This window comes from Streptomyces sp. NPDC091377, from assembly GCF_044757045.1.
GTDB lineage: Bacteria > Actinomycetota > Actinomycetes > Streptomycetales > Streptomycetaceae > Streptomyces.
The window spans coordinates 231996-251213 of the sequence record NZ_JBIVUE010000007.1; the positions used below are offsets into that span (position 1 = coordinate 231996).

At 73.7% G+C, this 19218-nt stretch carries 15 protein-coding genes; 5 read left to right on the forward strand and 10 right to left on the reverse strand.

Going from position 1 to position 19218, the window contains the following annotated elements:
• The first annotated feature begins 4 nt into the window (after positions 1-4).
• Positions 5-838, forward strand: a complete 834-nt coding sequence (locus ACIQNG_RS17940; protein WP_401424765.1) for an aldo/keto reductase — start codon at positions 5-7, stop codon at positions 836-838.
• Positions 839-872: 34 nt separating this feature from the next.
• Here ACIQNG_RS17940 and ACIQNG_RS17945 read toward each other — a convergent pair whose 3' ends face one another.
• Positions 873-4274 carry a hypothetical protein gene (locus ACIQNG_RS17945; RefSeq protein WP_401485978.1) on the reverse strand — a complete coding sequence of 1134 codons (3402 nt, stop codon included), beginning with the start codon at positions 4272-4274 and terminating at the stop codon, positions 873-875.
• A 274-nt stretch (positions 4275-4548) separates the two neighbouring features.
• On the opposite strand from ACIQNG_RS17945, the gene ACIQNG_RS17950 reads away from it, so the two are divergent.
• Together ACIQNG_RS17950 and ACIQNG_RS17955 are read left to right on the forward strand one after the other, a co-directional pair.
• Entirely contained in the window at positions 4549-5931 is a 1383-nt protein-coding gene (locus ACIQNG_RS17950) for a glycosyltransferase family 39 protein (protein ID WP_401485980.1), read from the forward strand.
• Between the two features lie 104 nt (positions 5932-6035).
• Positions 6036-7034, forward strand: coding sequence for a class I SAM-dependent methyltransferase (locus tag ACIQNG_RS17955; protein WP_401485982.1), 999 nt, complete (start codon positions 6036-6038; stop codon positions 7032-7034).
• Between the two features lie 48 nt (positions 7035-7082).
• Here the strand turns inward: ACIQNG_RS17955 and ACIQNG_RS17960 are convergent, their stop codons facing one another.
• Together ACIQNG_RS17960 and ACIQNG_RS17965 are read right to left on the reverse strand one after the other, a co-directional pair.
• Positions 7083-7829, reverse strand: coding sequence for a class I SAM-dependent methyltransferase (locus tag ACIQNG_RS17960; RefSeq protein WP_401485983.1), 747 nt, complete (start codon positions 7827-7829; stop codon positions 7083-7085).
• Between the two features lie 7 nt (positions 7830-7836).
• On the reverse strand, positions 7837-8142 hold the full coding sequence (locus tag ACIQNG_RS17965) for a 4a-hydroxytetrahydrobiopterin dehydratase (protein WP_401485985.1): 306 nt from the start codon (positions 8140-8142) through the stop codon (positions 7837-7839).
• Between the two features lie 98 nt (positions 8143-8240).
• On the opposite strand from ACIQNG_RS17965, the gene ACIQNG_RS17970 reads away from it, so the two are divergent.
• Positions 8241-9056, forward strand: a complete 816-nt coding sequence (locus tag ACIQNG_RS17970; protein ID WP_401485987.1) for a helix-turn-helix domain-containing protein — start codon at positions 8241-8243, stop codon at positions 9054-9056.
• Here the strand turns inward: ACIQNG_RS17970 and ACIQNG_RS17975 are convergent.
• A complete protein-coding gene (locus ACIQNG_RS17975) occupies positions 9038-9463 on the reverse strand; it encodes a hypothetical protein (RefSeq protein ID WP_401485989.1) in 426 nt (141 codons plus the stop codon). The genes ACIQNG_RS17970 and ACIQNG_RS17975 overlap by 19 nt on opposite strands.
• 310 nt (positions 9464-9773) lie before the next feature.
• Between ACIQNG_RS17975 and ACIQNG_RS17980 the strand changes: the two genes are divergently transcribed.
• Positions 9774-10637, forward strand: coding sequence for a helix-turn-helix domain-containing protein (locus ACIQNG_RS17980; RefSeq protein ID WP_401485991.1), 864 nt, complete (start codon positions 9774-9776; stop codon positions 10635-10637).
• A gap of 58 nt (positions 10638-10695) precedes the next feature.
• On the opposite strand, the gene dnaK is transcribed toward ACIQNG_RS17980, so the two are convergent.
• The 6 genes from dnaK to ACIQNG_RS18010 all read right to left on the reverse strand — a co-directional run bounded on the left by dnaK (position 10696) and on the right by ACIQNG_RS18010 (position 19170).
• Complete coding sequence (dnaK, locus tag ACIQNG_RS17985) at positions 10696-12600, reverse strand: molecular chaperone DnaK (protein WP_401485993.1); 1905 nt, start codon at positions 12598-12600, stop codon at positions 10696-10698.
• A 175-nt stretch (positions 12601-12775) separates the two neighbouring features.
• Positions 12776-13201, reverse strand: coding sequence for an OsmC family protein (locus tag ACIQNG_RS17990; RefSeq protein WP_401424776.1), 426 nt, complete (start codon positions 13199-13201; stop codon positions 12776-12778).
• Between the two features lie 62 nt (positions 13202-13263).
• Complete coding sequence (locus ACIQNG_RS17995) at positions 13264-15066, reverse strand: hypothetical protein (RefSeq protein WP_401485995.1); 1803 nt, start codon at positions 15064-15066, stop codon at positions 13264-13266.
• The gene (locus ACIQNG_RS18000) at positions 15063-16124 is read right to left on the reverse strand and encodes an ATP-binding protein (RefSeq protein WP_401485997.1); all 1062 of its coding nucleotides are present in this window, start codon (positions 16122-16124) and stop codon (positions 15063-15065) included. Before ACIQNG_RS18000 ends, ACIQNG_RS17995 begins: the two co-directional genes overlap by 4 nt.
• Before the next feature lie 224 nt (positions 16125-16348).
• Positions 16349-18604 carry a phage holin family protein gene (locus ACIQNG_RS18005; protein WP_401485999.1) on the reverse strand — a complete coding sequence of 752 codons (2256 nt, stop codon included), beginning with the start codon at positions 18602-18604 and terminating at the stop codon, positions 16349-16351.
• 146 nt (positions 18605-18750) lie between these two features.
• On the reverse strand, positions 18751-19170 hold the full coding sequence (locus tag ACIQNG_RS18010) for a hypothetical protein (RefSeq protein ID WP_401486001.1): 420 nt from the start codon (positions 19168-19170) through the stop codon (positions 18751-18753).
• Between the last annotated feature and the right edge of the window lie 48 nt (positions 19171-19218).

A 19218-nucleotide genomic window follows, 5' to 3' on the forward strand; every position in this document is an offset into this window, starting at 1 on the left:
GCGCGTGAGCACCAAGGTCCCCCCGATCATTCTCAACAACGGTGTCGAGATGCCCCAGCTGGGCTTCGGCGTGTGGCAGGTACCGGACGCGGAGGCGGAGACGGCCGTGGCCACCGCGCTGGAGGCCGGGTACCGCAGCGTCGACACCGCCGCGGTCTACGGCAACGAGGAGGGCACCGGCCGCGCCCTCGCCGCCTCCGGGATCCCCCGCGAGGACCTGTTCGTCACCACCAAGGTCTGGAACAGCGACCACGGCTACGACGCCACCCTCCGGGCCTTCGACACCTCGCTGGAGCGTCTCGGCCTGGAGTACCTGGACCTCTATCTGATCCACTGGCCCGCGCCCGCCCACGACCGCTACATCGACACGTACAAGGCGTTCGAGACGCTGTACGCCGACGGCCGGGTCCGCGCGATCGGTGTCTCCAACTTCCAGCCCGAGCACCTGGAGCGGCTGATCGGCGAGACCTCGGTCATCCCGGCCGTCGACCAGATCGAGCTGCACCCCCACCTCCAGCAGCACGCGGCCCGCGCCTACCACGCGGAGCAGGGCATCGCCACGGAGGCATGGTCACCGCTCGGCTCGGGCAAGGGCCTCCTCCAGGTCCCGGCCCTCGTCGCCATCGGCCAGAAGCACAACCGCTCCCCCGCCCAGATCGTGCTGCGCTGGCACCTCCAGCTCGGCAACATCGTCATCCCCAAGTCGGTCACCCCGTCCCGGATCCGGGAGAACCTCGACGTCTTCGACTTCGGCCTGGACGAGGAGGACCTCGCGGCGATCAGCGCGCTGAACGAGGACCGCCGTACGGGGCCGGACCCGGCGACGTTCTCGGGCTGAGCCCGGCCGGGGCGTCCCGGCCCCGGGGCGGTGCTCATTGCCCCGGGCAGCCCTCGTACGTCGTGGACGGCAGATACGGAAGCCACTCGCTCTCGCTCGACGCGCCACGGGTCCGCTCACACACCAGCTCGGCCGCCCGTTCGGGGGTCAGCTCCCGCACCCGGTCCGCGAACCTGGACGTCTCGACCCGCAGCCGCCCCGAGGCGTCGAACCGCAGACCGATCACGGGCGAGTCGCCCACCGGGAACACGGCGGCGGGCGTCTGCGGCGACGCGGTCTCCCACACCCGTACCGAGCCGTCGTTGGAACCGGCCGCGAGCAGGGCGCCGTCCGGGGAGAAGGCGAGCGAGCGGCGGTGGCGGTTGTGCAGGTCGGAGGTGCTCAGCACCGCGGTGCGCCGCCCCAGCTCCAGGTCCCACAGGGTGATCCGGCCCTGGATGTCGGCGACGGCCAGCAGGCGGCCGTCAGGGCTGAACGCCCCGGCGAAGATCGCCTCCTCGCTGGAGAGGACGAGCGGGGCTCCGCCCGTGAGGTCCACGATCTCGCCGTCCTCCGTCAGCGCCCTGTCCCTGTCGCGGTCGACCGCGACGTAGCCGTCTCCCACGGTCCTGGGGCCCACCTCCTTCGGGGGCCGGTCCAAACCGGTCAGGCCCTGGAGGGAGGTCGTCCGCACGGCGTTGGAGTTCGCGCCCTCGCGATGGCGCAGCACACCGTCGCGCAGGTCGAGACGGAGGTCACCCACGACGGATCCGGTGACCGGAGAGGTGAGCACGGGCTCGCGCGGCCCGTCGTCGGGCGATGCGGAGCCGTCGGTACGCCACAGGGAGAGCGCGCCCGTCTGCCAGGTCGCCGCATACGGTCCGGCGAACACCACATCCAGGGCGCCGCCCTCCGCCGCGAGCCGCGGCCTCTCGCGTCGCTCGGTGAAATCCCAGGTCACCACGCCGGCGTCGGTCGCGGACGCCACGGCACGGCCGTCCGGGGTGATGAGGAGCGATGGGCCCAGGCACAGCGCCTGTTCGGTGGCACGCGGAATTCCCGGGTCCAGCGTCCGTCCCCGCCGGACATCGAGGATCCGTAGCCGTCCCCCGCTCTCCGCGCACCAGGCGAGATACCGGTCGTGGGCGTCGAGCACCGGGACGGGACCGTGATCGTCGCCTCGGTCGTAGCGCAGGACACGCTGCTGGCGTTCGATGTCCCACACTTCCAGCACCGCCCGGCCGTCCGTGTTCCGCAGTCCCCGGCGCAGGGCGAAGAAACGCCCGCTGTCCCCGAACTCGACATCGACATCGAGCCCGGGACCGGTCGGGAAGCGGCGGGTGTGGCCCGTCACGAGATCCGTGATCCGCAGATCGCGATCGCCCGGGGCGCTGTAGGCGACCAGCCGTCCGTCCCGGCTGACGCGGCGGATGTGTTCCGAGAGGCCGGGCAGGGCCATGCTCCGCATCTGGCGGTGTCGGCGTACGTCCCACTGCACGGCCCGGTCCTCCACCACCGAGGTCAGGATCCGGCCGTCGGCGCTGAGCCATTCGGGCGCGTTGTCGGCGAAGGCACCGGGGTCCGGCTGGACGAACACGTCCCGCTCGCTCTGCGCCGCGGCCGAGCGCAACGACTGCCGGGTCTCCGGCAGGTCGGCGAGGTGCCAGCCGGCGAGGGCCAGCCGCATCGCGGTGCCCGGCTCGGTGGCCCGCAGGCTCTCCGAGAGGGCCGCCGCCCGGCGGGCCTCGGCCTCGGCACGCCGCCGTTCGCCGGCCCCGCTCTCCCGCCAGGCCACGAACCCGGCGACGGTCGCGAGGCAGAGCAGTACCGCGAGCCCGGCGATCATCGCGCGCAGCCGCCGGGTGGCGCAGACCGCCGTACGCCGCTCGCGTTCGTCGGCGGCGACGCTGGCCGCGAGAAAAGCCGACTCCGGTGCGCTGAGTTCACCGGGCACGGTCTCGAAGACCTCCCGTGCCTCGCTCAGCCGCACCCCCCGGTACAGCGCGCCCTCGTCGTGGGCCAGTTCGTCCCAGGCGCGGGCCGCCTGGGTGAGCCTGCGGTGCACGCGCAGCCGCTCCCGGTCCTCCTCCAGCCAGCCGCGCAGCCGGGGCCAGGCGCCGATGAGGGCCTCGTGGGCGAGGTCGACGGTGTCCCCGTCCACCGTCAGCAGCCTGGCCCGGACCAGGCGTTCGAGGACCCGGGCGGTGTCGGGGTCGGCGCCGAGTTCGGCGCGGTCCACCGGGCGGCGGGTGTCGGCGGTGCCCTCGCCCGGGGTGACCAGCCGCAGCAGCACCCGTCGTACGGCGGCCCGCTCGGCGGCGTCACCCTGGGTGTGGAGGGTCTCGGCGGTGTGGGCGACGGCCCCGTGGACGCCGCCGATCGCCTCGTACGCGGCGAGGGTGAGGGTCTTGCCGGTGCGGCGGCGCCAGACCTCGCGCAGGGCGTGTGCCATGAGCGGCAGTCCGCCCGGCTCACCGGCGACATCGGCGACGATCCGGGCGGTGAGCGTCCGTTCCACGATGAGCCGGCGGGCGGCGGCCGGGCGGACCACGGCCTCGCGCAGTTGTGGCGCCGACATCGGCCCGATGAGCAGGGTGGAGTCCCGCAGTGCGGCGGCCAGCGGGCCGTGGGCGGCGCAGCGGCCGTAGAAGTCGGCCCGGACGGCGAGGACGACGCGCAGCCGGCTGTCCGGGGCGAGCGCGGTCAGCAGCAGCCCGATGAAACGTTCGCGTTCGTCCGGGTCGGCGCAGAGGGCGAAGGTCTCCTCGAACTGGTCGACCACGACGACGGTGTCCCCGGGCCCGGGGTGCGGGGTGAAGCGGTCGGCGTGGGTGCGGGCGGGGTGGGTTCCGGGGGTCAGGACGCGGAGGGCGGCGGGGCGGCCGGTGCTCTCCCGGCCGGGGTCGCGCAGGTCGGGGTCGCGCAGGTCGGGGTCGCGCAGGTCGGGGTCGCGCAGGTCGGGGTCGCGCAGGTCGGGGTCGCGCAGGGCGGCGACGAGTCCGGCGCGCAGGAGGGAGGACTTGCCGCTGCCGGAGGCGCCGACCACGGCCGAGACCCGGCGGCGGGCGGTGAGAGCGAGGAGTTCGGCGATCGTCGCGTCCCGGCCGTGGAAGTGGTCGCGGTCCCCGGTGTCGAAGCGGGCGAGTCCCGGGTAGGGGCCGTCCCCCTCCCCGAGGGGGTCGAGCGGCTCGGCGGACTCGGCGACGGCCGCGCGCCAGCGGTCGGTCCACTCCCGGACGTCCCCGTCGCAGGCGGTGACGTAGGCCCTGAGGACGGGCAGGGTCGGCAGCCGGTCGCCGGACGCGGCGGCGGACAGGGTCGGCCCCGAGTAGCCGACGCGCCCGGCCATCGCGCGGTAGGTCGGTGCCCCCGCCTCGTCGCGCAGCTTGCGCAGTTCGAACGCGAAGCGCTGCACCGCGCCCGCCGCAGGATCCAGCGGCTTCTCCTTGCGCCCCATCCCCCGTGGCCCCCTTCCGGCGTCCCTCTGTCTCTCTGACGGCGCCGCGCACTCGGCGGTTGCCACTGGCAAGGCGCCCGCGCGCATTGATTGACGCTCCGGAGAGGGGCTGCCCATCAATCGCCCGGCGGCTGGACTCGGCCATCTGCCCTGTTCACAGCCGTCTCCGGAGTGCATCATCGCCACGCTTCAGTCCCCGACCCCTGTCCGCCGCCCACCCGGGCCGCGGGCCCGTGTCCTCGGCGGTCGCGCCCCGCGCGGGCCCCGTCGTGCCGTGCTGATCCCCTGCGTCCTCTCGCTCGCCCTCGGGCTGTGGGGGGTGCGCCGCGAGGGCACGCTATGGCGCGACGAGGTGGTCACCTACGACATGGCCCGGCGTACCCCGGGCCAGTTGTGGGGGACGCTCGCCGACGCCGACGCCGTGCACGGGCTGCACTACCTGCTGATGCAGGGGCTGTTCCGGCTGTTCGGCGACGACGCCGACCGGCTGCTGGTTTTGCGGCTGCCGTCGGTACTGGCCACGGCGGCGGCCTGCGGACTGCTGGCCCTGCTCGGACAGCATCTGGCCGGTCCGCGCGCCGGGCTGGCGGCGGGGGTGGTACTGGCCGTGCTGCCGCCGGTGCAGCGGTACGCGCAGGAGGGCCGGTCCTACGCGCTCGTCCTCGCCCTGGTGGTGTGGGCCACGTATCTGCTGGTCCGGGCGGTGGGGACGGGGAGAGTCCGGTTCTGGGCGGGGTACGGGGCGGTGGTCCTGGGGGCGTGTCTGCTGCATGAGTTCGCGGTGCTGGTCCTGACGGCCCATGTCCTCGTGGTGCCCGCCCACCGCCGCCGGGCCTTTCTGGGGACGGCCCTGCCGGTCTGTGTGCTGCTGGCCCCTCTCGCGCTGCTGAGCGCCACCCAGTCGGCGCAGGTCGCGTGGATCGGCGGTATCGGGCTCACCGATGTGCTGGGGGTCGCCGGGATGACGGGGCTGGGCGTGGGGTGCGCGCTGTGGCTGCGCCGGGCCGGTGGGCCGCTGCCGGGCCGGACGCTGCCCGGCGGGCTGCCCCGGCTGGGTCTGGCCCTGCTGGTCGTACCGGCCGCGCTGCTGCTGGCGGTCTCGCTGGTCAAGCCGCTGTACGTGGACCGGTATGTGCTGTACAGCAACGCGGGCGCGGCCCTGCTGATCGGCGCGGTGCTGGGCCGGGCGCGGCCCCGGGTGCTGCTGGTCGCGGGGGCCGCGGTGCTGGCGCTGCTGCCGTACTCGGTGCATCTGCGCACACCGGACAGCCGGCTGGAGAATGTGACGGCGATCGGCGACACGGTCCGCGCGGCGGGGCAGGACGCCGACGGGGTGCTCTATCTGCCGGGCCGGCGCCGGGTGTGGTCGCTGGCCGACCCCGCCGCCTTCGGCGGTCTGCGGGACCTCGCCCGGTCCGGCACCCCGGCCTCGTCGCGCACCCTGTACGGCACGGAGGTGGACCCCGGCACCCTGCGGGCCCGGATGCTGGCCACGCCCCGGATCCTGCTGCTGAGCGATCCCGCCGGGCAGCCGATGGACCGCGTCGCCCAGGAGGAGATGAAGCGGCGGATCCTGGACTCGGAGTTCGAGGACTGCCGCAGGTGGCGGCTGCGGGCGGTGACGATCACCCTGTACGCGCGGCCGGGTGAGTGCTGAGCCCGGGACGGGCCGCCCCTGGGGGTTTGCTGTTCCGGCAAGGATGTTTGCTCCTCCGGCCGCCGTGTCGCACGCTGTCGGCAACCCGACGAGAGGTTGCCCCGATGGCCCACGCCGACCACGAGCACCACGCCACCCCTTCCACCTCTTCAGCCTCTTCTGCCTCTTCCGGCTCGACCGGCCCTTCTGGCCCTGCTGGTCACTCTGGTCCTGCTGGTCCTGCTGGTCCTTCTAGTCCCTCTGGCCCCCACCACCAGCACGGCGAGCTGGACTGGGCCGAGCTGGGACCCCTGCTGGAGTCCCAGGCCGAGGTGTTCACCCCGCTCAACGAACGGGCGCTGGCCTGGCTCGGCAAGCGGCAGACCGCGCCCGGCCTGGTCGTGGACGCGGGCAGCGGTCCCGGGGTCGTCGCCTGCCAGTTCGCCGAGACCTTCCCCGCCGCCCGCGTCGTCGCCGTCGACAGCACCGAGCCCTTGCTGGAGCGGGCGACGGCCCGGGCCGAACGGCTGGGCGTGGCCGACCGGTTCGCCACCCTCGCCGGAGAGCTTCCCGGCGTGCTCGACGCCCTCGACTACCCCGCCGACCTGCTGTGGGCCAGCCGCAGCCTGCACCACCTCGGCGACCAGCGGGCGGCGCTCGCCGCGTTCGCCGAGCACCTCGCCCCCGGCGGCACCCTCGCGCTGATGGAGGGCGGGCTCCCGACCCGTTTCCTGCCGCGCGACATCGGGTTCGGCCGCCCCGGACTCCAGACCCGGCTCGACGCCCTCCAGGAAGAGGCGTTCATCGAGATGCGGACCGCGCTGCCGGACACAGTCGCCGTGACCGAGGACTGGCCGGCCCTGCTGACCGGTGCCGGACTGAAGCCCACCGGCACGCGCACCTTCCTCCTCGATCTGCCCGCCCCCGTGCCCGGCCCCGTCCGCGCCTATGTCGCCGCCGTCCTGACCCGGCTGCGGGACAGCTGGGCCGACGGGCTCGACACCGACGACCGCGCCACCCTGGACCGGCTGCTCGACCCCGAGGACCAGGGCAGCGTCCACCGCCGCCCCGACGTCTTCCTCCTCGCCGCCCACACGGTCCACTCCGCGACCCGGCCGCTGTGAGACGAGCGCGGGAGCCGGGACCGGGACTCGGGGTTCAGGTGTCCGGGCTCACCGCTCGGCCTTGCGGAACGCCCGCAGGGTGAACCACGGCTCCGGGCGCGGCCGGTCCTGGTCGGGCAGGGCGGCGAGACGATCGGCGTAGGCGTCGGCGCGCGGGTCGCCCGGCGGCAGGGTCGTGAACCAGCCGCGGCGCAGATCGGTCACGGCCCGCCGGGGACTGCGGCCCTGGCCCCGGCCCGGGAACCGGGTGCCGCCCGCCGGGAGCAGGCCCCGCGCGGCGGCGTACGCGGCCACGTCCGCGGCGGCGTCGGGGGCGGCCCGGCGCGGCCGGGAGGCGAGGACGGCGTCGATGTCGCTGCCGACGTTGTGCGCGGCGGCCTTGTCGACGGTGGTGATGTAGGTCCCGCCGGGCCGCAGCACCCGCGCGCACTCGGCGACGGCGGCGGCGACGTCCTCGGGGCGCCCCAGCAGATGCAGCAGCCACACACTGGCGACGGCGTCGAACGCGCCGTCCCGGAAGGGCAGTCGGCGCCCGTCGGCGAGGACGACGGCGCCGGGCAGCCGGGACACGGCGTGCCGGGCCATCTCCTCGGTGAGGTCGGCGCCCGTGACCCGTAGGCCCTGCCGGCCGGTGGCGAGGCGGCGGGTGACGATGCCGGTGCCGCAGGCGACGTCGAGCAGGTCGCGCGCGCCGGGCGGTACGAGGCTCAGGACGGCCTGCGCCGCCGCCGCCGCGCGTGGCTCGCCGCCGCGCAGGGCGTCGTAGCGGGCGGCTTCCCTGCGGTAGTCGAGCACGGCGGGCTCACTCGGCGTGGTGCGCGGGGGCGAGGGCCGCGATCCGTTCGGCCAGCTCGAAGTCCTTCTCGGTGACCGCGCCGCCCGCGCTGTGGGTGTGCACCGACACGGTCACGGTGTCGTAGCCGAGGGCGAGGTCGGAGTGATGGTTCAGCTCCTCCTGGACCTGGGCGACATGGACGACCAGGGCGGTGGCGGCGAGGTGCGAGGCGAGCCGGTAGCTCCGGGTGAGCCGGTCACCGTCCAGGGACCAGCCGGGCAGCGTGCCGAGCCGGTCCTCGATCTCCTCGCGCGACAGCGGTGCGACGGCCATGACGGGCTCCCTCCATGACGACGGACACCCTTTCAGCTTGCCACAGCGACGCCATTCCCTGCCTGGTCGGCGACCCGATGTCGACTACCGTCAGGGGTATGACCACCACGCGCCCCTCGCCGTCCTGCGCCGAACCGGGTGTCGGCCCGTTGCTGCGGGCCTGGCGGGAGCGGCGCAGGGTCAGTCAGCTCGAACTGGCGCTGCGGGCGGACTCCTCGGCGCGGCACATCAGCTTCATCGAGACCGGCCGCTCCCGGCCCAGCGAGGACATGGTGCTGCGGTTGGCGGAGCATCTGGACGTGCCGGTGCGGGAGCGCAACGCGCTGCTGCTGGCGGCCGGTTACGCCCCTCGCTTCCGGGAGACCCCGCTGGACGACCCGGCGCTCGACACCCTGCGCGAGGGCATCGAGCGGCTGATCCAGGGCTATGAGCCGTATCCGGCGATGGTGGTGGACGCGCTGTACAACGTGGTCGCGGCCAACCGGGGCGTCGCCGTGCTCCTGGACGGGATCGCGGAGCATCTCCTCACGCCGCCGATCAACGCCATGCGGCTGACCCTGCACCCGGAGGGCCTCGCCCCGCGGATCCGCAATCTGCCGCAGTGGCGGGCGCATCTGCTGGAGCAGATGGACCGGCAGATCGCGCTGCACCGCTCGGCGCCGCTGCGCGGGCTGTACGAGGAGGTCGCGGCGTATCCGGTGCCCCAGGAGGCGCCGGGGGCCGAGCCCGCGGAGCCGGTGCCGTACTTCGCGCTGCCGATGCGGCTGGAGCACGAGGGGCGGACGCTGTCGTTCATCTCCTCGATCTCCACGTTCAACACACCGATGGACGTGACGGTGGCCGAGCTGGCCATCGAGACCCTGCTCCCGGCCGACCCGGCCACGGTCAAGCACCTTCAGGCGCTGGTGTCCTGACGGGCCCGCAGCGCCGCCCACTGGACGGCCGCGAAGCCGCCCACGGTCAGCGCCTGGAGCACCGCCCACACCGCTCCGGCGGTGCTCGGCGACAGCCACAGCACCAGGGCGACGAGGCTGAGCGCGGTCCAGGCGAGGTTGATCTCCACGACGGCCCGTACCCCGAGGGTGGCCGGACGGGCCCGGCTCGCGAGCAGTCCGACGCCCGCCCCGTAGGCCGTCAGGATCGCGCCGAGGGTGACCAGCAGCCCGGCGTCCACCCCGAGGAAGCGGCCGAGGGGCCCGGAGGCGGCGAGGTAGGCGATGCCGTTGGCCCCGGTGACCAGAGCGTCGAGGGCGAGGAAGCGGCGCAGCATGGTCTGCGGCTCCGGGGTGCGGGCGAGCGCGGCGAGTGTGGTGGCGGACATGGCGGGTCACCCTTCGTCGGGGTCGGGGCCGCTCCAGGCGGCGGCGCCCGGGGCCCGGGGCGGAGTGCGCCGCCCCGGAACCCGGTACGACCACGATGGCGTGCGGGGGCCGGGGGGTCGATTACGCCGGAGGTAATGCGGAGGGGGCGGGCACGGGCCGGGGACGGGGCGGGCGGCGCGGCTCAACGGGGCACCCGCCCACCGCCCTTGACGCGCACAACGTGGCGAGCATCTCTCGCCGGACCGGTGTCACCGCCTCCGGAACATGACACACTGCACGGGTTCTTTCGGCGCGTAGGGGAGGCGTGGCGTGAGCGAGCGGCGGCCCGCGCCGACCGTCGGACAGGTGGTGCTCGGAAAGCGGCTCCAGGAGCTGCGCGAGGCGGCCGGTCTGCGGCGCGAGGAGGCGGCCCGGGTGCTGCGGGTGGCGCCCGCGACCGTGCGGCGGATGGAGATGGCCGAGGTCTCGCTGAAGATCCCGTATGTCCAGGTGCTGCTGGAGACGTACGGGGTGGCGGCGGACGAGACCGCCGCGTTCGTGGCGCTGGCCGAGGCGGCGAACGAACCGGGCTGGTGGCAGCGGTTCCACGATGTGCTGCCGGACTGGTTCAGTCTCTACGTCAGCCTGGAGGGCGCGGCCCGGATGATCCGCTCCTACGAGCCGCATTTCGTGCCGGGGCTGCTCCAGACCGAGGACTACGCCCGTGCCGTGCTGGACGCGGGCACCATAGGGCAGGACGGGCCCGAGACGGTCGAGCGGCATGTGGTGCTGCGGATGACCCGGCAGAAGCTGCTGGAGGAGCCGAATCCCCCGCTGCTGTGGGTGATCATGGACGAGACGGTGCTGCGGCGGCCGGTGTCCGAGCACCCCGGGGTGATGCGGGGCCAGCTCGACCGGCTGCTCGATCTGGCGGACCGGGAGCGGATCACCCTCCAGGTCGCCGAGTTCGCGGCGGGCCCGCACCCGGCGACGTACGCCCCGTTCTCACTGTTCCGTTTCGCCGAGCCGGAGCTTCCCGACATGGTGTTCACGGAGTATCTGACCGGTGCGCTGTATCTGGACTCGCGTGCGGAGGTCTCGCTGCATCTGGAGGTGCTGGACCATCTGACGGCCCATGCGGCGTCGGCCCAGCGCACCAAGGAGATCCTGCGGGAGTACCGCGACCTGCTCTGACCCGCGCGGACCGCCATGGCGGCAAGCCCCCGCGGACCGCCGCCGGCCACGCGGACGCTCAGGCGCCCCCGCCCCTCCCGTCGCCTCCGCCCTTCTCGTCCCCTCCGCCCTTCTCGTCCCTCTCGTCCTTCTCGTCATCGACGATCTCCGCGTCCACGACACCCTCCTCGTCGTCCTGCGGCGGGGGCGCGGACGCGGTCCCGGACCCGTCCTCCCCCTGCGCGTACATCGCCTGCCCCATCTGCTGGCTGACCGCCGCGAGCCGCTCGACCGCGGTACGGAGTTCACCGGTGTCCGCCTCCCGCTCCAGCAGGCCCTTCACCGCGTCCGCGGCCTCCCGGACCTCCGTCTTGGTCGCGGCGGGGACGCGCTCCTCGTTGTCCCGGAGGAAGTTCTCCGTCTGGTAGACGAGTTGCTCGGCCTGGTTGCGGGTCTCGGCCGCCTCGCGCCGCTTGCGGTCCTCCTCCGCGTACTGCTCGGCGTCGCGCATCATCCGGTCGATGTCGTCCTTGGGCAGCGCGGACCCGCCGGTCACGGTCATCTTCTGCTCGCGTCCGGTCGCGAGGTCCTTCGCGGAGACATGCATGATCCCGTTGGCGTCGATGTCGAAGGCCACCTCGACCTGCGGCACCCCGCGCGGCGCGGGCGGCAGCCCGGTGAGGTCGAAGACCCCGAGCTTCTTGTTGTAGGCGGCGATCTCCCGTTCGCCCTGGTAGACCTGGATGCCGACGGAGGGCTGGTTGTCGGCGGCGGTGGTGAAGATCTCCGAGCGCCGGGTGGGGATCGTGGTGTTGCGTTCGATCAGCTTGGTCATGATGCCGCCCTTGGTCTCGATGCCCAGGGACAGCGGGGTGACGTCGAGCAGCAGCACGTCCTTGACGTCGCCGCGGATGACCCCCGCCTGGAGGGCGGCGCCGACCGCGACGACCTCGTCCGGGTTGACACCCTTGTGGGGGTCCTTGCCCGTCAGTTCCTTGACGAGTTCGGTGACGGCGGGCATCCGGGTCGAGCCGCCGACGAGGATGACGTGGTCGACGGCGGCGAGCTTGATCCCGGCGTCCTTGACCGCCTGGTGGAAGGGCGTCTTGCAGCGGTCGAGGAGGTCGGCGGTCAGCTCCTGGAACTGGGCGCGGGTGAGCTTCTCGTCCAGGTGGAGGGGGCCTTCGGCGGACGCGGTGACGTACGGCAGGTTGATCGTGGTCTCGGTGGAGCTGGACAGCTCGATCTTGGCCTTCTCGGCGCCCTCGCGGAGCCGCTGGAGGGCCATCTTGTCGTTGCCGAGGTCGACGCCGTACTGCCCCTTGAACCGTTTGACCAGGTACTCCACGATCCGCTGGTCCCAGTCGTCGCCGCCGAGGTGGGTGTCGCCGTTGGTCGCCTTGACCTCGATGACACCGTCGCCGATCTCCAGCAGGGAGACGTCGAAGGTGCCGCCGCCGAGGTCGAAGACCAGCACGGTCTGCTCCTCGCCCCGGTCCAGTCCGTAGGCGAGGGCGGCGGCGGTCGGCTCGTTGATGATCCGCAGCACCTTGAGCCCGGCGATCTCCCCGGCCTCCTTGGTGGCCTGGCGCTGGGCGTCGTCGAAGTAGGCGGGGACGGTGATCACGGCGTCCGTGACGTCCTCCCCGAGGTAGGACTCGGCGTCCCGCTTCAGCTTCTGGAGCACCCGGGCGGAGAGTTCCTGCGCCCGGTAGCGGGTGCCGTCGATCGAGCCTTCCGCGGGGAAGTGCCAGGCCGGGTCGCCCATGTACCGCTTGACGGAGCGGGCGGTGCGGTCGACGTTGGTCACCGCCTGGCGTTTGGCGACCTCGCCGACCAGTACCTCGCCGTTCTTGGCGAAGGCCACCACCGACGGGGTGGTTCTGGCTCCCTCCGCGTTCGCGACGACGGTGGGCTCACCGCCTTCCAGGACGGCGACCACCGAGTTCGTGGTCCCGAGGTCGATGCCGACCGCGCGTGTCATGGCTGTCCCCTTCCACCTGGGCCGTCTACCACTCCAGCACAAAACTTGAGTGGGTCGTTGTCAATGCGGCATGCGCCTTAGAGGTACCCCGAAAACGGCTCCGGGAACAGCACCGCCGCACCCCGGCGGGCGGGATGCGGCGGTGGCTGTTCCCCTGGGCGGGGACGCTCTCGGTTCAGGCGAGCTTGGCCGAGAGGGTGATGGTCGTCCCGGCGAGGGCCTGGCTGACCGGGCAGTTGGCCTTGGCGTTCTCGGCGGCGGCGACGAACGTGTCGTTGTCGACGCCGGGGACGGTGCCCTCGACGGTCAGATGGATCCCGGTGATGCCCTCACCCGGCTGGAAGGTGACGTCCGCCGAGGTCAGCAGCTTGGTGGGCGGGGTGCCCGCCCCGGCCAGGCCGTGCGACAGGGCCATGGAGAAGCAGCTGGAGTGGGCGGCGGCGATCAGCTCCTCGGGGCTGGTCTTGCCGTTCGCCGCCTCGGCCCGCGACGGCCAGGACACCGGCTGCTCGCCGATGCCGGAGGAGTCGAAGGTGACGACGCCGCTGCCCTGGAGCAGGTTGCCTTCCCAGACGGTGTGTGCGGAGCGCGTGGTGGCCACGGATATGTCTTCCTTTCACATACGACTGCTCGTACTCACGCCCTATCCGATCACATTCCGGCTCACCGCACGCGGAACACCGGACCACGGGCGGTGAACGGCAGTCTGGCACCCTGCGGAACGAGGTAGGCGTGCTCGCGGCGCACCCGCAGGACGTCGCACCAGCCGTCCGTGATGACCAGCAGCGGCGCGGTCCTCGGGAAGTCGTCCGCGCGGTGCAGCAGATCGATCCCGGGCTGGAGGACCGTACCGCCCCGGCCGTGGACGCGGACCCGGCCGGCGATCTCGGTGACCGGGAGGTAGCCGGCGTCGTGCGGGGCCGCGTCGCAGAAGACGACCCGGGCGGCGGGGACGTCCCGGGCCTCGGCGTAGGAGGCGATGGCGCCGAGGGCCTTGCCGAGCAGGGTGCGGTCCATGGAGCCGGAGGTGTCGAGGACGACGCCGAAGGTGCAGCGGGCGATCTCCTCGGGCGGGAAGTACCGGCCCGCGCGGGGGATGTCCGGAGTGGAGGACTGGCGGCGGGAGGGGCGGGCGTAGGACCGGACCGGTTCCGGGCGGGGCACGAACGCGTCGAACCAGCGGGCGAGGCGGGCGTCCCAGGGCAGCGGGGGGTGGCTGAGGGCGCGGATGTCCTCGATCAGACCGCCGGGCAGGTGGCCGCGTTCCTGGCGTTCGTGGAGCAGCAGGCCGTTTGCGAGGCCGCGGCGGTAGAACGCGTCGAGGTCGCAGTGGTCGCGGGGGCTGCCCAGGGGGCCGCCGAGGATGTCGCCCGCGCCCTTGCCGCGCGGGGTGGACAGCCGACGGGCGCGCCGCGGGTCCCCGGCGATACGGTCGTAGACCTCCTCGGTGGACAGACCGGCCAGCGCCGGGTCGTGGAGGAGGCCCTCGGGCATGGTGCCGACGTCCATCTCGCGCAGCCAGCCGTTGATGACGTGGTCGGCGGCGATGTTGAAGAGGTAGGGGTCGCGGGTGCCGCAGCGGTCGCCGTGGCGCAGGGCGGCGTGCAGCATCTCGTGGGCCAGGATGAACCGCCACTCCTCGTCCTCGAAGCGCTGGAGCGGGTTGACGTAGATCTCGCCCGCCTCGGCGTTGACGGCGGCGACGGAGATGCCGTGGGCGCGGGCGAGTTCGGCGTCGGCGACCAGGGTGATGCCGGCCGCGATGCCGCCGAGCAGCGGGTAGGAGGAGATGAACCAGCTCAGCGCCTTCTCCCAGGGCCTGCGGGGCGCGAGGTCGCCGTCCAGGGTGGTGCGTCGGCCGCCCGCGAGGTCAAGGGCGGCGGACATGCTGCGGGTGAGGGCGGTGGCGAAGGCGAGCCGCCAGTCCGGGGGCTGTCCGCCCCAGCCGCGCCAGGGGGCGAAGTGCTGGTCGGGGGCGCCGTCGGCGGTGCCGCAGCGTTCGTAGGCGGTGGGCAGTCCGTCGCGGCGCCAGCGGGCGGCGAGGTGCTCCTCGTCGCCGTCGGGGTAGCCGGTGGGCAGGTGCTCGGGGGTGCGGCCGATGGTGAAGGTGAGCAGGAAGCGGTTGACGACCACGCAGCGGGCGGCGACGTCGTACCGGTCGGGCTGTCGGCGTTCGCCCTTGGCGGCCGGGAGGTGTCCGAAGCCGAGATGGATGACGGCGTGGGCGATGGCCCAGGCCCAGTCCCGTCCGTCGGCGAGCCGGTCCGGGTGGGAGTGGAGCACGCCGTCGGAGTCGACGCGGATCAGCCCGTCCCGGGGCGCCAGTGCGCACTCCTCGTGGCGGCAGGTGTCGAAGTCGACCGCTTTCAGCGCCGGGTTCGCCATGACCAGGCGCAGGCCCTCGGCGTACCCCTCGGCGGCGAGGTCGCGCTTCTTCTTCGCCTTGCCGCCCCGGTCCCGGCTCACCGGCGGGCCTCCACGAGGCGCGGCATGTCCCGCGCGGCCTCGATCAGGAACCAGGCGGGCAGGACCGGGTTGCCGTCGGTGTCGGAGGCGATGACGCCCTGGGCGATCTCTACGGAGATCTCGGCGAGCTGCACCAGCAGCGACTTGGCGCGGTAGGCGGCCTGGCGGCCGTTGGCCGACAGGTGGTCCTTGTCGGCGGGCAGTTCCTTGACCAGCCGGCCGCGGAACGACTCGGCGAGGTAGTACAGCAGGTCGCGGTCCTCCACGCGGTGCGGCCAGCGGGCGTCACCCTTGAGGATCGCCTCGATGCCGAAGCGGCTGCGCACGATCTTGACGTAGCCGCAGAAGGCGGTGGCGTGGGCGGGGGTGAGCATGCCGTGCGCGAGGACCTTGAGGGTCTCCTCGTCCAGGTCGGCGCCGAAGGAGTGGAGCGCGTCGGAGAGCATGTGCCAGGAGCGGGGGGTGGAGAACGGCTCCTCGGTCTTGGGCGGCTTGGACCACAGGTGGTCGGGCCGGTCGGTGACGTGGTCCAGGACCCAGGGGTGGATGCCGTGCTCCCCGGCCCACACCAGCCAGTCCTTGGGGGACGCCTCCAGGTGGACATGGGCGAGCCGGTTGACCAGGGCGGAGGCGATGGGCCGGGCGAGTGCGTTGTCGGTGGCGCGGTTCCCGGCGCCGATGACGATGGAGCCCTCGGGGAGGTCGTAGTCGCCGATGCGGCGGTCCAGGATCAGCGAGTAGAACGCCTTCTGCACATCGGGCGACGCCGCGTTCAGCTCATCCAGGAAGAGGCAGTACGGCTCGTCGCGGGCGATCGTCTCGGGCGGGCAGAACACCGAGCGCCCGTCGCGGATCTGCGGCACCCCGATGAGGTCCTCCGGCGCGAGCTGGGTGCCGAGCAGGCTCACACACTCCAGGCCCAGGGACTCGGCGAACTTCCGCACCAGGGAGGACTTCCCGATCCCGGGCGCCCCCCACAGGAAGACCGGCCGTACGGTCGCCAGACCGAGGAGCAGTTCGGGTATCCGGGCGGGGGTGACGGTGACGACCGACTGCAAGAAGGGGCTCCTGGGGAGGGCTGGGAGAACGGGCACCCGACGGCACGACGACCGCGGCCCGCCGGACCAGTGTGAGCGCGCGGAGCGACGGACGCAGCCGAATTACCGGGCTACGGGGCGGGGTCGGGGGCGGGGCGGGGGCGCGCGTCCGGGTGACCGGGCGGCCCGGAGCGGGCGGTCGGCGCGGACAGGCGGGCGGCGCGGGCAGCAGGCGCGTCGAGCGGTCAGACGGTTTCGTCGCGGGGGGTGGGGTCCGCGAAGGCGGCGGGGGTGTCGGCGTGCGGGGCGGGGCTGCCGGTGGGCGCGTCCGTGGGGGCGGACCGGGCCGGCGGGTCGGTCGGGGAGAGGTGTGCTCGGGTGCGGTCGGGGTCGGTGAGCGGGACCTGGGGGCCGTCGCACTCGCGGAGCCAGCGCCGCAGCACCCGGTGGATGTGCTCGGCGCCGACCAGGTCCGTGCCGTCGGGGGCCGGAGCGGACAGGGCGAGCGGGGAGAGCAGGAAGGGGCGGCCCTGGCAGCCGCCGAGCCCGCCGTGCGAGCCGATCTGCTCCTCGAAGGCGAGCACCTCGCCGTCGGCCGGGTCGTGGAAGGAGTTGACCATGATGTCGGCGGTGTGCGGGAAGGTGTGGGTACGGCGTACGGCGTCGGCGGCGCCGGGCCCGAAGGGGGCGAGCGGTCCCGGGTCCGTGTCGTCGAGGGCGTCGAGCGGGATCTCCGCGCCGTACGCGCCCAGCACCACTCCCCCGTGCTGCTCGCTGCGCACCAGCAGGAAGCCGACGCCGGGATGGTTGGCGAGGGTCGGCAGCAGCGCGGGGTGGCGGGCGTCGATCTCCTCCTTGGTCATCCGGTGCGGGACGTCGGGGAAGGAGATCAGGCCGAGGTTGCCGGAGGCGAGGACGATCGGTTCGGAGCGGCGCGAGGGCCGGTGCTGCTCGCCGCCCTCCTCGACCGGGCGGCGCAGCGCGGCCCGGACGGCGGCGCGGGCCTCGGCGCCGCTGCGGGTGCTGCGGGCCCGGCGGGGCACGGGCAGTCCGCAGCCGGCCCGGACCAGGTCGCCGAGGGTGAGGCCGTAGCGGGCGCGGAAGGTCTCGCCGGGGCTCTGGCCGTGGTCGGACAGGATCACCAGCCGGTAGGGGCGCGGGGCGTGCTCGGCGCACTTCTCGATCAGCGCGAGGGAGCGGTCGAGCCGGGCGAGCACCTTCTCGGCGTCCCCGCTGTGCGGTCCCGAGTGGTGGGCCACCTCGTCGTAGGCGACGAGGTCGGCGTAGACGGCGGTGCGTCCGGCGAGCAGGTCGCCCATGACGGCGGCGACCACGACGTCCCGCTCGACCACGGTCGCGAAGGCCCGCACCAGCGGGTAGAGGCCGCCGCGGGAGACCCGGGGGCGGTCCTTGCGCAGCCGGGCCCGCAGGGACTGGCCGCTCTCGCGGCACACCTCGGCGAAGAAGGACAGGGCGGTGCGCACGGCGTTGGCGGGGTCGGAGAAGTAGGCGAAGTAGCCCGCGCGGGAGCGGTTCTCGCGGCTGCGCCGCTTGGTGGCGATGGACAGCACGAGGGCCTGTTCGTCGGCGACGCCGCTGAAGAGATTGCCGCGGCTGGCGCCGTCCCGGGTAAGCAGTCCGCCGTCCCCGGTGCGTTCGACGGCCCGGCGCTGGAGGGCGGCGGCGCTGGTGGGGCGGTTGCAGACGACGACCTCGCGCTGGTCCTTCTCGTACCAGCGGAAGGCGGGCACGTCGAAGGTGCTGCCGTGCAGGATGCCGAGCTGGCTGGCGCCGGTCTGGCTGGACCAGTCGGTGCGCCAGGGGGTGAGCCGGTGAGTGGGTTCGCTCTGGTTGTCGACGCCGAGCCAGCGGGTGACGGTGGGCATCAGGCCCTTGCGGACGGCGGCGAGCAGCACGTCGTGGCCGACGCCGTCGAGCTGGAGGAAGACGGTTCCGTGGGTGACCGGGCCGGGCGGCAGGGATCTGCGGCGGCGGTCGGCGAGCCGGTAGAGGCGCCGGCGGTAGGCGTCGTCGTCGCGCACGGCGAGCGCGCCGCCGGTCGCGGAGGCGACGGCGGACATCACGGCGGCCACGACGACGGCGGTCTCGGGTCCGGCGTCGCCGCGTTCGGCGGGGTTGAGGCGGAGCGCGACCAGGAGCAGGGCGCCGTTGAGGAAGAACACCAGGAGTCCGAGGACGAGCGCGGGCACCAGCAGCATGAAGCGGACCATCAGCGGCCATACCAGCGCGGACAGCAGACCGAAGCCGCCGGCGCCGAGGGCGGCGGTGACGGCGATACGGGTGGCGCTGTCGCCGTCGGCGGACTGGAGCTGGAAGTCGGGCAGGATGCCCGCGAGGATCAGCATGGTGAGCGTGGACACGGCCCAGACCGTGACGCTCCGTCCTGTCTGACTGACGGCCTTCCGCCAACGTCCGCCACGCACTCCCCGCACCTCACGTCCCGGCCCGCAACGGACACGGGCTGCTCCCCACCCTGTCATACGACCCGTCCGGGACGGCGGGCTCAGCGGGCCCGCGCCTGTTCCGGGCCGGTCCGAGGCCGCGCCCTGCTTCCGGGCCGATCCGGGCCCGCGCCCTGCTTCCGGGCCGGTCCGGGGCCGCGCCCTGTTGCGGGCCGGTGAGGGGGTCAGCGGCCGTCGTACCCGGCCGTCGGCATCGACAGCCTGCGGTGCACCCGGGCCTTCATCTGCGCGTCGTACGACGGCTCCGCGCGCCCCACGGTCTCCACCCGCACCCCGCGTCGCGCGCACTCCTCGGTGAACTCCTCCACGGAGGCCAGCGCGCTCTCCAGGACCCGGCGGCTCGGGGCCACGAACACGTCCCGGCCGGGCTTGACGTCGTCCCACAGGATGCAGTGGTCGGGGCGGAGCCCGGAGACGAGGAGCTGGCGGGTGACGACATAGCCGTGCTCGGCGGCCCAGCGGGCGCACATCGCGTGCTGGCTGCGCGCGTCCACGAGGAACGGATCGGCGTCCAGCTCCTCCAGCGGCGTCAGACTGGCGATCGCCGTGACCCGTGTGCCGGAGGCATCGCGCTGCTCTCCCATGGCGTCCCCCTCACCTCCGGGTTTCGCCGCCGACCCTACCGCTGCGCG

Bases quoted from the DNA above. Each gene is read 5' to 3' on its own strand.
- ACIQNG_RS17965 (WP_401485985.1), bottom strand. From the start codon at position 8,142: ATGGCCGTCGCACCGCTGTCGCGCGAGGAGATCGAGGACCGGCTCGGC.
- ACIQNG_RS18005 (WP_401485999.1), bottom strand. From the start codon at position 18,604: ATGACAGGGTGGGGAGCAGCCCGTGTCCGTTGCGGGCCGGGACGTGAG.
- ACIQNG_RS17955 (WP_401485982.1), top strand. From the start codon at position 6,036: ATGGCCCACGCCGACCACGAGCACCACGCCACCCCTTCCACCTCTTCA.
- ACIQNG_RS18010 (WP_401486001.1), bottom strand. From the start codon at position 19,170: ATGGGAGAGCAGCGCGATGCCTCCGGCACACGGGTCACGGCGATCGCC.
- ACIQNG_RS17945 (WP_401485978.1), bottom strand. From the start codon at position 4,274: ATGGGGCGCAAGGAGAAGCCGCTGGATCCTGCGGCGGGCGCGGTGCAG.
- dnaK (WP_401485993.1), bottom strand. From the start codon at position 12,600: ATGACACGCGCGGTCGGCATCGACCTCGGGACCACGAACTCGGTGGTC.
- ACIQNG_RS17975 (WP_401485989.1), bottom strand. From the start codon at position 9,463: ATGTCCGCCACCACACTCGCCGCGCTCGCCCGCACCCCGGAGCCGCAG.
- ACIQNG_RS17970 (WP_401485987.1), top strand. From the start codon at position 8,241: ATGACCACCACGCGCCCCTCGCCGTCCTGCGCCGAACCGGGTGTCGGC.